8 protein-coding genes are annotated in these 12,840 nt (G+C 34.3%); 5 read left to right on the top strand and 3 right to left on the bottom strand.

The features are described from left to right. Positions 1 to 124: 124 nt before the first annotated feature. From UABHE_RS28990 to clpA, 3 genes are read left to right on the top strand one after another with little or no spacing between them, the layout of a single operon-like run. Positions 125 to 3,193, top strand: a complete 3,069-nt coding sequence (locus UABHE_RS28990; RefSeq protein ID WP_372366838.1) for a hypothetical protein — start codon at positions 125 to 127, stop codon at positions 3,191 to 3,193. 56 nt (positions 3,194 to 3,249) lie between these two features. Continuing rightward, a complete protein-coding gene (locus UABHE_RS28985; protein WP_372366836.1) occupies positions 3,250 to 3,597 on the top strand; it encodes a metal-sulfur cluster assembly factor in 348 nt (115 codons plus the stop codon). An 8-nt stretch (positions 3,598 to 3,605) separates the two neighbouring features. Next, positions 3,606 to 5,843 carry an ATP-dependent Clp protease ATP-binding subunit ClpA gene (clpA, locus tag UABHE_RS28980; protein WP_372366835.1) on the top strand — a complete coding sequence of 746 codons (2,238 nt, stop codon included), beginning with the start codon at positions 3,606 to 3,608 and terminating at the stop codon, positions 5,841 to 5,843. Positions 5,844 to 5,939: 96 nt separating this feature from the next. On the opposite strand, the gene UABHE_RS28975 is transcribed toward clpA, so the two are convergent. From UABHE_RS28975 to UABHE_RS28965, 3 genes are read right to left on the bottom strand one after another with little or no spacing between them, the layout of a single operon-like run. Further along, complete coding sequence (locus UABHE_RS28975; protein ID WP_372366833.1) at positions 5,940 to 9,050, bottom strand: protein kinase; 3,111 nt, start codon at positions 9,048 to 9,050, stop codon at positions 5,940 to 5,942. Positions 9,051 to 9,087: 37 nt separating this feature from the next. Next, on the bottom strand, positions 9,088 to 9,480 hold the full coding sequence (locus UABHE_RS28970; protein WP_372366832.1) for a hypothetical protein: 393 nt from the start codon (positions 9,478 to 9,480) through the stop codon (positions 9,088 to 9,090). Beyond that, positions 9,458 to 10,882 carry a sodium:solute symporter gene (locus UABHE_RS28965; RefSeq protein ID WP_372366831.1) on the bottom strand — a complete coding sequence of 475 codons (1,425 nt, stop codon included), beginning with the start codon at positions 10,880 to 10,882 and terminating at the stop codon, positions 9,458 to 9,460. Before UABHE_RS28965 ends, UABHE_RS28970 begins: the two co-directional genes overlap by 23 nt. 146 nt (positions 10,883 to 11,028) lie before the next feature. On the opposite strand from UABHE_RS28965, the gene UABHE_RS28960 reads away from it, so the two are divergent. Both UABHE_RS28960 and UABHE_RS28955 read left to right on the top strand, forming a co-directional pair. Then, the gene (locus tag UABHE_RS28960) at positions 11,029 to 11,670 is read left to right on the top strand and encodes a hypothetical protein (protein ID WP_372366830.1); all 642 of its coding nucleotides are present in this window, start codon (positions 11,029 to 11,031) and stop codon (positions 11,668 to 11,670) included. A 10-nt stretch (positions 11,671 to 11,680) separates the two neighbouring features. Then, the gene (locus tag UABHE_RS28955; RefSeq protein ID WP_372366829.1) at positions 11,681 to 12,778 is read left to right on the top strand and encodes a hypothetical protein; all 1,098 of its coding nucleotides are present in this window, start codon (positions 11,681 to 11,683) and stop codon (positions 12,776 to 12,778) included. Positions 12,779 to 12,840 lie beyond the last annotated feature (62 nt).

The raw sequence follows: 12,840 nt of genomic DNA, 5'->3' as shown, positions 1-12,840 counted from the left end.
TTTGTGACTCACTTAACTAGGGTGCATTAAATTTCTATTGTAACCTACAAAAAACAACCCTAAGGAAGGTTTGTTGTGGAAGATTAAGTAAAATTATAACATAAGTGTGATTAGAGGTGCAAGAATGGTTGGGATAGAACAAAAAATAAGACAAAAGTTAGTTAGCGAGGGATTTATAGATAGCTCAGAACTTCAAGAGTGTATTGCTATCAAAAAAGTCTCGAGCGATTTAGGTATTAATATTTCTCTCAATGAAATTATTATTCACAAATTTCCAAGGCAGTTTTTTAATCGACAAAACTACCTTGAAATACTCATACATATTCTAGAAACTCCTGAAATTTCTAAAATCATTGATTATTGCACTCTTGAACTAGGAGATGGCTGCGCAAAGATATTTACTGATCAAGAAGCTCAAGATTCTGAATTGCATAAGAGTTTACTTGCTAATGGAGTAGTGTTTCCTAAAAGCTATACAAATGTACTTAAAAATACTCCTTTACGTAATTTACAAAACATAAAAATTCGCCGTAATGATTTAGCAAAATGGGAAATAAACCTTACATCGTTACTGCAAACAGCAAAAAACAATGAGTTAATGCCTCTAAATACTCCTCTTCCAAAATTAGTAGGAAAAACACTGCCTTTTTCAACATTAGAGAAAGCTCGGAATTTACAGCAAAAAATCAAGGGAAAAATTTCACTTCCTCTTATTCATATATTGATAAAAAAATATAAAATAGAACCATATTTACTACACGCTATTATTATTTCTCAAGCGCGTATTGAAAATGACAAAATTGAGCTGTGGTTAGGAGGTACCTTTATTACTAGCCATACAGTGAATGAGAGTTTAAAAACAGAATTTATTTGTGCCCAAGATATTCTTACTGATTTTTTAGAAACATCTTTTTCAATGAATTGGCTTGGTTTTCGACTAGAAAAAGAAGTTTTAGTTGTTGAAAACTTACAAAGATATGCATCTTCTCAAGATTGGGCTAAGGCAATTGATATAAGAAAACAATTAGCTAAAAAGCAATTTCCTTTCTCTCTACTAAAAATTATTGTCTACAACAAATTTGTGTCTGAATCCAGAGTATTCACTGAAGTTTTAAAAAATATTTACAAGGTTTCTCCGCAGCAGGCACAGGAATTTGCAAGAAAAATATACAAAGACAATGTTGAAGAAGCACCACCTTTAATGAATATAAATTTAGACGCTCCTTCTCCCGCGTCGGACATGAGCTATCTAGAAAAAACAATGTCCTTGAACGATTTAGGAAAAAAGCGTCCACGTCCAACAAATACAAATAATCCTACTCGTTCTCAACCAACAAATTCTAATGATTTAAACAAAACAATTACTCGTTCTGGTTCTTTGGTCAAAAAGAATCCTGATTTACAATCATTAGATAAAACAATTAGCCGTTCAGGCTCTTTAGTAAAAGAAAATCCTGATTTACAATCACTAGATAAGACAGTTACAAGGTCATCCACGGCAGAAAGAATTCGGCAAAGAGTACTAAAAGCACAACAAAAAAAAGAAGATCTGACAGCAATAGCAGCTGAAGGACACTTAGAAGAAGATGCAGTTCAAACCATCCAAGCAAAGATATCTAAACATTCCTTAACTGTACGTGCAGCATTAAAGAAAGAGTATATTACTGAAGATATGGTTGTTGATGCTACGATTCTTCAGGGAGATCCAGGGTTTTCTCTTTATGGAGCCAAGATACTTGATATATTGCGCGAACAAAAACAATTAACAACAGAACAGCATAATGAAGTACTAGATGGAATACCCGATGATGCAGAAGCAAAAATACCTGTGTTGTCGAAAAACATGGATTTGAAAATTAGCAATGAGCTTATTGAACATAATATGGTAACGAGAGAACAAATCCAAAAAGTTTTTCGCGTACAACGTAGTTTGCAACACAATTTTATTGTTAGATCTGTTGATGGCTTAATTATTCTTATGAAGGTTGCCCCTACAGATATCGTTGAGCCAGTTGTGTTAAAGATAAAACAATCACTACGCAAATCTGTATCAAATCAGGAAATAAAACTGTCAAACGAGCCAATGAAATCACAAGGACAAAGAAATCCAGTATACTCTATGGCACTTATTATTTTTACCGTTGTTTTACTATCAATATCATTTTATAATTTTTCTAGCTTTTACTATGACGTAGAAAAAGAGCAAAGTGACTCTAAAATCACCAAATCTAAGACTAGTACAAATGCAAATAGTTCGAATGAGCAAAGGGTTGTTAAAAACACTCAGAATGCTAATCCTAACGCGATAAAAAAAACGACAGAAAATCCGAAAAAGAATGTCGAGATCAAAGGGATTACTTTAAGACCACACCAAATAGCTAAAATAGAAGATCCAAACAAAAACAAACGTGCAGCATTTCCAATTACTTTGGAAAAAAGTAAAGTTGTTTTTTTAAACCGTCATTCTTCTTATGGTTTAATTATTGCAGCATTGTTCAAAATGGATCGCTCTCCCGGTGCTTTTAAAACAAAAGTCAAAGTACAACTGTATGATATGTTCAAGAGCAAAGTTTACAAAGAAGATAAAGTTCAATTAAACAGTGGAAAAATGAATGTCATACTAGGTCCTATTAATAAAAAACTTTGTGAACATTTATACTATATAAAACTATCTATTATTCCAAAAGAACAAACACCAAGTATTCGTAGATTCTATCAAATTAAAAAGACCCAGGAATGGTGGATTTCATATTTACATTCAAATTCAAATTCCACCTCTCGTAAAGAAAATATTTTACGCGCAACAAATGAAGAAAAAAACCGCATAAACAAATTAGCTAAAGCACTTTACAAACAAAATAAAAGTCTTGAAAAATTTCTTAAGAAAAAACCGCAATATATTCGTCAAAATTACCAACGGTGGAAAAACAAATGGCAAAAAACGCAGGACAAAATTAATAAAGAATTACAAGATAGATTTTTTATTCCGGTATTTGAAAAAACGGAAAAGCATTTGTTTGTATTAAGTGATTATGTAAATACTCAATCAAAAACGCTACACAAATGGGTCACTAGTTTTGATTTATTTCCTCCACAAATGAATCAATATGAGTGGAAAATCAAATGGAGTGAATTTCAGCAATACCTCCAGCAAGACCAAAAATTGGTGACAGATATTATTAGTGCTCTGTAGCATGTAATACGCAAAATAGATGCTGGAGTGTACTAACAACTATAGAAAGGTACAAGATGGTTGAACATAAAAACTTTCAAAAGTCGGAAACAAGAAGCGAAAAAGAGCAAGAAATTTTTGATGCAATTCGCGTAGTTCAAGATCCAGAAATATTTAAAAGCATCGTTGATCTAGGTTTGGTTTACGGTGTTCATTGCAATGAAGATAACAGCGAGGCGAAAGTTTGTATGACGTTAACTAGTCCAATGTGTCCATTTGGTCCTGTTATTGTCAAAGAAGTAGAAGATGTTGTTTCTGCGGCTGAAGGAATTAGCGAATCAAAAGTTGAAATTGTATGGGAGCCTGCGTGGGACCCAAAAACAATGGCAAGCGATGAAATAAAAATGGAGCTAGGTATCTGGTAATAGGATAAATGATGATAAGCAAAGAACTAGAAGAAACACTACAAAGAGCATATAAAGAAGCCTTTGATCGTCGCCATCAAGTAATTACTTTGGAGCACTTACTATATGCAATTACTTTTGAGCCATATGGTTCTAAGCTTCTCAAGAGCTGCGGTGCCGATATTAAAAAATTACGCAAAGATATTCAAGGTTTTCTAGAAACATCCATACCAAAAATTTCTAAGAAACAAGAGCCTGATCCAGACTATACAACGGCAGTACAAAAAATACTACAAATAGCGGCATATCACGTTGAATCTTCACGTAAAGTAGAGATCAACAGTGGCAACCTTTTAGTGGCATTCTTTCAAGAAAAAAAGTCCCATGCTGTTTACTATCTAGGGAAGCAAAATATAAAACGCATTGACATTGTAAAGTATATTTCTCACGGAATTTCTAAAGTAGAAATAGAAGATGATTTGCAGCCGGCTTTGCACGAAGGACAAGGCGAAGAAGATATAGACGAAAAAAAAGTTTTTGATCGTTACTGTTTGGATTTAAACCAAAAGGCTGTTGATGGCGGGATAGATCCTCTTATTGGCCGTAAACACGAAGTAGAACGAATTGTTCATATACTTGCACGTCGCCGTAAGAACAATCCCATACTTGTAGGTGATACAGGTGTTGGAAAAACTGCGATTGTCGAAGGCCTTGCTGTAAAAATTGTAAAAAAAGAGGTTCCTAAAAGCTTGCTCGAAAAAAAGATATATTCTCTTGATATGGGAGGAATTATAGCAGGAACTAAGTTTCGCGGACAATTTGAAGAGAGACTAAAAGCGATTCTCGCTGTGATAAAAAAACAAGAGCATGCAGTATTATTCATAGATGAAATTCATACGATCATAGGAGCTGGTGCTACCTCTGGCGGAAGTATGGACGCATCTAATATACTAAAGCCGTCCTTAGCTAACGCTGAGCTAACTTGCATAGGATCAACAACGTACCAAGAGTATAAGTCTTATTTTGAAAAAGATCGCGCTTTAACAAGACGTTTTCAAAAAGTCGAGGTTGGTGAACCGAGTATTGAGGAATGTTACCTTATACTACAAGGTTTGAAAACGAGTTATGAAGAATATCATGAAGTACAATACACTGACGAAGCATTGAGAACTGCAGCAGAACTTTCTGCGAAATACATCAATGACCGATTTCTTCCCGATAAAGCTATTGATGTGATCGACGAAGTAGGTGCTAAAAAGAAATTACAGGATATTGAAGACAATGTCATTACAAGGTTAGATGTCGAAAATATGGTCGCTAAAATGGCCAAAATTCCAGCTAATACTGTACAGGCAGACGATCAACAAAAACTCAAAGATCTTGATGGTGAACTCAAGAAGGTAGTTTTTGGTCAAAACGCTGCTATAGAAGAATTAACAACAGCGATAAAATTATCAAGATCTGGTCTAACAGAACCAAATAAGCCAATAGGGAGTTTTTTATTTACCGGACCTACTGGAGTTGGTAAAACCGAAATCGCAAAACAATTAGCGAAGATTATGGGCATAGAGCTGATTCGCTTTGATATGAGCGAATATATGGAAAAGCATACTATTTCACGTCTTATCGGTGCTCCTCCTGGTTACGTTGGATTTGATCAGGGAGGATTACTGACTGACGGAATACATCGCCATCCTCATTGTGTTCTTTTGTTAGATGAAATTGAAAAAGCTCATATTGATTTGTTTAATATATTATTACAGGTAATGGACCACGCGACTTTGACAGATAATAATGGCCGTAAATCAGATTTTCGCAATGTTATCTTAATTATGACTACTAACGCAGGCGCTAAGGAGATGAGTGCAGGAATGATTGGTTTCAATCAAGAATTTGAAAAAGCCGATTTAAGCACAGGGGCAATTGAAAAACTGTTTTCTCCAGAACTTCGCAATCGTTTGACAAATATAATCGGCTTTAAGTCTTTGACAATTGAATTAGTAGAAAAGATTGTCGACAAGTCTATTACAGCATTAAACGAACGTTTATCAGAAAAAGAACTCTCCGTTTCTATTACAAATGCTGCAAGAACCTACTTGGCGAAAAAAGGGTATGATCCGGCATATGGAGCACGTCCGATTGAAAAACTTATTCAAAAAGAAATCGCTCAGGTATTGTCAGAAAAAATTCTATTTGAAGAGATGAAAAAAGATCAAAAAATTACTGTTGGTTTAAAAGACGGTAAGCTTGATTTCCGCTATAAATAAGTGACTTTGAAGTTTCAATCATTGAAGTGATGCAAAAAATTTCTAAGTGAGCTACAATATTTATTGTAGCTTACTTACATCCTCAGCAACTACTCGTTATTTACCCAAAGACCAAAAAAGTACTTCTCCTGTACGCTTTAACAAAGCAGCATTTTTAAGCTTTGGATTGACCTGTAAGGAGTGATAGTAGTTATCTCCTATAACAGATAAAGGTAGTACATGAAGTAACTTTCCCTCAAAATCAGAAAACGGCGGCAAAAGGTATAGATGATGCTTCGTTTTTGCAAAGTATGCTCTACCGTCGAAGGAAAAACTTTGTATTGTTTTATAGATTTTTGGTCCTAGTCTTACAGTTCCATCACTAGTATTTACTATAGAAATATAACCGTTCTCGCTACCAACCATTATTTCTCTATCATTTATAAAATGTAGAGCTGTTATTTTATTGGTGTGTTTGCGGAGTTTTATATTGCGGGTTTTTCCATCGATTACGGAAAAAAACCAAAGAAATTGTTCGTTGTGGTTTGCGTAAACAATCTGTTTCGTTTTACTATTGAATGCACAAACATGAACACTATGTGTAGTTTGGTGTGGTATTGAGGCAAGATTGAGTTTGCCTTTTTCGAAGCGATAAAGTTTTCTCACGTTACTTTTTTTGTTATCTCTAATAAAAAAGAAATCACTATTTGGAAAAAACATAACTTGTTCGAAGTTTTTTACAAAAAGCTGTTTTTGGGTTTGTAAGTCCCAACAGTAAAAATTGAGCTTCCCAACAAGTTTCCCTGAATAAAATAAATATCTTTGGTCATCACTAAATTTAAGAAATTGACAATCTCCCAAAAAAATACTTTCTTTCAAGGTAGTTAGTTTTTCACTTTTGGTATTCCAAATAAATAAACCAGGAAGTAAATAGTATGCTACTCGTTTTCCTTCAGAAGAAATAGCTATTTGGAATTGCTTTTCACTTCTAATGCCTAATGTTTGTTGCAAAAGTTTAATCTTGTTCTTTGTAAGGCTTTCGTTTTTCTGAAAATCTAGAATCTTGTCGCATTTGACAATGTCCAAGGAATAAATAAAGCTCTCCTCTTTGTGTTTAGTGACAAGATCAATCCGATTGCCATCTGGCGAAAAACACATGTGGTTTACATCTTTTGCAATTAGGTTTTCTTGCAAATCCTGTATTGATAATTCTCTTATTTTGCGAAGTTGAGGAATATTCCATATTTTCAATTTATCATCTAAACCTAAGGTCGCAAGTATTTTTCGATCGGGGCTTATTTCTGTTTTTAAGCATTTTCCACTATGAGCATTTGCAATAATGGATCTTTTTTGAACATTTACTTCGTTGTTTTTTTTGAAATCTAGAGTGTATATCTCAATATCATTTATGCGCATCGCTATTAATGCTTTGCCTTTAAAATCAAAGTGTAATGATTTTGCATAAATCTTTTCTGAATTATCTACAAGCTTTAACTTTTGCAAAGAAGGAAGTCGCAAAAACTCTGATTTTCTATTCAAAATCTTTGTAGACTCTCCTATCACTAACATTTTATTATCGCGGCGAAAACAAGGAACACCGTTTTTTACAGAGTGAAGTTTTTGTTTATGCCGATCAAATAAAACGCCTGTTTTTCCTGAAATATATATAAAACGGTTGTTAAAAGATATTTTCATACGAGCAATCTCTTGGAGATGTTCAATCGAAATATCAAGAAACTGTTTTGTTTTAACTTCTAAGATGCGTAATTTACGCTGTTTGTATAGAGCAGTGGTACTACCATCATCCGAAAAACTTACATAGTCAAAAATTTCATCCACCGTAATTTTTTCTTTGGATATTTTATTTTCAATTACTGTTTTGTTTTTGAGGATATAAGCGACAAAATATGGTGATGATTGCAATGTTTTTAGTATTTTGTGGTGGATTAATTTTTGCTTTTTAGGAGTTGGTAGATGTGGCAAAACGTAATTTTCTATGGTTTGTAAAACTATAGGTAGAAAAGGAAAAACTATTTGTAAATCCTTGTCTATTGCGTTAGAGCTTGCATTTTTTAGTATTTTTTCCACTTCACTATTTTTTAAAGTATTATTAGCATTGTCAAAGTGTTTTATTGCACTGTTGTAGTCGCGCAAAGTGAGATATTGCTTAAATAAAGATAAGTTTTCTAGAGTTCTATGAATATCTTTCTCTGCACTTTTTTGTTGTATCTCTTTGTTTGATTTTGAAATGTAAAAAAATGCACCAACTGTAGCTAGCAAGGCTATAAGAAGAAATACACACAAAGCTTTTTGACGCTGAACAAAATTAGTAATGGTATTCCACTGATTGTATTTTTTTGCGCTAATAGGGCGATGTGCTTGGAAGTTTTTTAAATCGCTAGACAATTGTTTAAAACTCTTGTATCTTTTTTCAGGTTTACGATGTACGCATTTTAAACATATTGCTTCTAAATAAGGAGAAATACCAGGGTCCAATTTTCGAGGAAGCAACGGTTCGTCGTGAAATATTTGATACATTAAACTGATTTGATCCCCTTGGAATAAAGGGCGATATGTAATTGCTTCGTAGAGTGTTGAACCTAAAGAATAAACATCGCTGCGAATACTAGTTTCGCCACGTGCTTGCTCTGGGGACATATACTGTAAAGTTCCTAGTGGAGAACCTTCACATGATAACTGAGTTCTGTCGTCAGCAAGCTGCTTTGCCAAACCAAAATCCATAATTTTGACAATGCCTTGGCGGTCAATCATAATGTTGGAAGGTTTTATATCGCGGTGCAATATTTTCTTTTGATGAGCAGCGCTTAGTGCATCACACGCTTGTATCATAATATCAATAATAAGTTCATCAGTAATTCGTTTTTCTTTAATGACTTGCGCAAGTGTTACACCTTCTATGTACTCCATAGTAAAATACGGTTGCGGTTTGTCGCCAACCTCGTAAAAACGCACAATACCTGGATGATTTAACTGAGCTGTTGCCGAAGCTTCACGAAGAAATCGTTGTGTGCTTTGTAAACTACTATTACCTTGCACTATTTTTAAAGCCACGATATTTCTTAAGCGCGTATCATAAGCGCGGTAAACAATTCCCATTCCTCCTTCACCAAGTTTTTCTTCTATTTGATAATGAGCAAATGTTTTTCCATGTAGAGAATCTTGTTGTTCATCAGTAAAAAATGTTTCCAGTAAATTTTCGCTACTCATTGCACACTCCATTTAATGTTTAAATAATTGACATGCTCTAATTTTCGTAAGCAGAAGAATAATTTTGGGTACGAGAATTTTTGGCTTTGGGAGCGGAGTTATTATAAAATATTGAGTTGTGTTTTTTTGACACACTCTTTTTCTCTGGTGTACCATATGTACTTTGAGAAGTATTTTTAGAGTTGGTGGTTCTATGATTAGAGTGTGTATTCGGGATTATTTGTATAAACCACCATATCCCCAAAAATATTAATACGACAACCACTAGAGCCATTTTACTACGATTTTTTCTAGCCTGAAGTCTTTTAATTGTTTTTTTACATATTCTTTTAAATTTTAATATCGTTAATTTTTGTTTCTTTTGTGGCTTTTTCTTTTTTCTTCTTAGTTTGTTAAAAGAGGATTTCTTACTTTTTGCTATTACTCTCATGACTTAATCTCCCTGATATTTCGTATGCAAGATAACTTAGTAATAGTCCTGGATATAAAGGTTCTACTCCAAGAGGGTACACTGGAAAACCATTTTTCATATGAATAAGCCCAAATAATAGCCATAAACAAGCAACTGCAGCTCCTGCAAACATTGAAGCCAAAGCAGCGTGTCCTCCGTGTTTTTTTCCATAAAACGTGCGCAACATAGAAATAAGTAAAGCACTTAGTCCAATGTTTCCTAAAGCATACCATAGTTGCGTTACTTTGGGAAGTGCGATTGCGAGTGCAGCAGAGAACACAGCGGTAATTAAAATTGCAATACGTGTCGCCACAACAACTTTTTCATCACTAGCTTCGCGATTCAAGTAGCGCCAATAGTAATCGCGAGAAATATTTACCGCTGCGACAAACAGGAATGAATCTGCTGTGGACATAATTGTTGAGACTATACCTGCAACAAAAAGTCCCTTTAGAGGTGAAGACATGAGATGGTCAGCAAGTGCAAGGTACATATATTTGTTATTTCCAGGGGGAATAGACAATTCGCCAGCGCTAAGTGCTGCAAAACCGTACATGGCAGAACCAATCGCGACAATATCAAAAACTAACCAAAATGCAATGCATGTTAGTATACCATGCTTCGCTGTTTTGGGATTTTTGGCGGCCGCACATCTTTGATAAAAATTGGGATCGACGAACACCCAACAAGCAAGACCAGCCCAAACTAAAATAACTCCTGTGCTCATACCTCCTGTAATTTGCAAGTGTGTTTCAGGTAAGTTCTTTTGTAAGAATTCAATTCCTCCCCATTCATTGTAGGCAAGGTAAAAAAGCACAATGAATGCAAGAAACATCCACATAAATTGAAATAAGTCAGTGTAGACTACGCCGCGAAATCCGGCAAGATAGGTATAGATTATGCATAAACAAGTCGATATAATAATAGATTCGACAAGAGTTAAAGGAGAAAAATAAGCGATGAGAATACCTAAAGATAGTAAATAAGGTGCTGGATTTACCATTATATACGTAAAAATGCCGCCAACAAAAGCCGCTTTTTTTCCATAATTGTTTTCTAAAATATCGGGAATGGTATAAAATGGCATGCTGCGAATTTTTTCAGCAATAAAAAGTGCAAATACCGCATATATAATATACCAAAAAATACCTTGAACTAGCCAAGCGCCTAAGCCATAATATTCAGTGAACTCACTAATACCAAAAATTCCACCGTACCAGGTAGAAACAAGTGTTGCCACAAAAATAGGTAGAGTTAAACGTCTTCCTGCCAATAAAAATTCACTAGTTGTGGTTGTTTTGGCCGTATGCCAAATTGTGATCGCTGCAACAATTCCTACATATACAGCGATGACAATCCAATCACCTGTACCTAAAGTCATGCTTTCTCCTTTGATAAACAAAATTTTAAATTTAGCTGTAAATATGTTATAATTCTAATGATATAATACCAGTGCGAAAGAAAAGACCTACTAATTTTTTATTGATTATAGATAGATTTTTCAATATATTTTTCAAGGATAATAAAATGTTGAGAACTTTGTGTGTTTTAACTCTAAGTTTTGTTTTAATAGGTTGTGTGTCTTACCGCGCATACGAAAAAGATACTTCGCGACCAGCTCATCAACACGTAAAAAAGAAAGATTTAAAAGGGTTGGCGATTGCAGCAGAAGATTATTCTTCGGCTAAAAAATCAGAAAAATATTTTAATCGCAATTTACGAGATTATGGTTATTTACCAATATATCTTAGTTTTGCCAATGATTCCGATTATGAATACACTGTACGCCAAGGTAACATTTCTCTATCTTTTGAAGATGGCTCACAAGCTCAGTTAGTGGAAACGAAAACAGTCATTGAGAATACTCAAAATTCTTATGGACGTGCTTTGTTGGGTATACCACTACTTATTTTTCCGGCTTTTATTATTGGTTCATCTGTTTCAAGTGCCAACTACGATTTAGAGAAAGATTACAATGCAAAATCACTGCGTGATTTTAATATATTAAAAGACGAAAAAGTTTTTGGTTTCGTGTTTTTTAAATTGCCGTCAGAAAAAAGCAACGCTTCATTAAACGATGCAATTATAAAGATAAATGTGGTGAAAAAGGCAAAACAAAGCGAAATGGCGGAAACATTAGAGGGCATATTATCACTATCTACAGATTAGAGGAAATAAAATGTACAAGTTGTCAATTTTGATAATATTCGTTTTGTGTATAGGATGTTCAAGTGTATCAAAAAAAGCACAAGCAGACTACAACGAAGCGATAAGTCAGTGGGATAATGGTAACTATGCACAACCTATCTTTTTATTAGAAGAAGCGGTTGCCGACAGTCCTAAATTTTTAGACGCTCATTTAAAATTAGCAGAATACAAAATCTACACAAACCAAACGCAAGGAGCGATGGAAAGTGTTGAAAAAGCTCTTGCGTTAGATAATAGTAAGCCTCAAGGGTATATACTAAAGGGAAAAGCTTTTGTACAGCAAGATGAAAACTTAAAAGCTCAAGGTCAGTACAACAAAGCTCTTCAACTAGAACCTTCACAAGAACAGAAATTTGAAATTTTTCTTGGTAAAGCAATTGCTAAGATTAACTTAGGGCTTCATGAAGATGCACAAAACAACATAGATAAAGCAAAAAGTGTTTCTCCTGATAATGAGCGCATTATTTATTTGAATGCTTTACTACGTGAAAAGAAAATGGGCCCCAACTCTCTTACTATAAAAGAATATAAACAAGTTCTTGCGAAAAATCCAACAGATGTTGATGTTCTTAAAAGCATGGGAGATACTTGGCAACAATTAGAGGTAGCTTCAAAAGCAATAAAATATTACAAAGTATATCTTGAAGCAGGAGGGAAATCTCCTCAGGTAAAGCAATATCTCGATAAACAAATTCAAATTCGCAAAAAACAAATGGCGCAGCAGCAACAAAGTAATCAGACAGAACAAGCTAGAATCGAATTAGAAAGAATCAAAGCTGAAGTAGAAAAAGCAAAAGCTCAAGCAGAATTAGAAGCACAAAAAGCTTTTGCTGACGCCGAAGCTCGCAAAGCAATCGCTGATTCGGAAGCGCAAAAAGCCAAGGCTGAAGTGGAAAAAGCGAAAATAGAAGCTGAAAGCGCTAAGTACTTAAATGATCCTTTGTTAAAAGACACAACTCAAGCAACAAAAATACTCAATTGTCCTGTATGTGGACGTATTTATAAAGATGGTAAGCAACAAACTTGTGACTATGATGGAACACCTCTTATTGATTTAACCGAAGAATAAGAGATATTGTAGAAACAATTTATCGGTTATTTGTGATCACTAATTTACTTGATATTGTTAGG

Source organism: Candidatus Uabimicrobium helgolandensis, from assembly GCF_041508025.1.
Classification (GTDB): Bacteria; Planctomycetota; Uabimicrobiia; order Uabimicrobiales; family Uabimicrobiaceae; genus Uabimicrobium; species Uabimicrobium helgolandensis.
Note: the sequence above shows the minus strand (reverse complement) of the source record. Positions and strands in the feature narration are given on the sequence as shown.

Bases quoted from the DNA above. Each gene is read 5' to 3' on its own strand.
- UABHE_RS28990 (WP_372366838.1), top strand. From the start codon at position 125: ATGGTTGGGATAGAACAAAAAATAAGACAAAAGTTAGTTAGCGAGGGA.
- UABHE_RS28985 (WP_372366836.1), top strand. From the start codon at position 3,250: ATGGTTGAACATAAAAACTTTCAAAAGTCGGAAACAAGAAGCGAAAAA.
- clpA (WP_372366835.1), top strand. From the start codon at position 3,606: ATGATGATAAGCAAAGAACTAGAAGAAACACTACAAAGAGCATATAAA.
- UABHE_RS28975 (WP_372366833.1), bottom strand. From the start codon at position 9,050: ATGAGTAGCGAAAATTTACTGGAAACATTTTTTACTGATGAACAACAA.
- UABHE_RS28970 (WP_372366832.1), bottom strand. From the start codon at position 9,480: ATGAGAGTAATAGCAAAAAGTAAGAAATCCTCTTTTAACAAACTAAGA.
- UABHE_RS28965 (WP_372366831.1), bottom strand. From the start codon at position 10,882: ATGACTTTAGGTACAGGTGATTGGATTGTCATCGCTGTATATGTAGGA.
- UABHE_RS28960 (WP_372366830.1), top strand. From the start codon at position 11,029: ATGTTGAGAACTTTGTGTGTTTTAACTCTAAGTTTTGTTTTAATAGGT.
- UABHE_RS28955 (WP_372366829.1), top strand. From the start codon at position 11,681: ATGTACAAGTTGTCAATTTTGATAATATTCGTTTTGTGTATAGGATGT.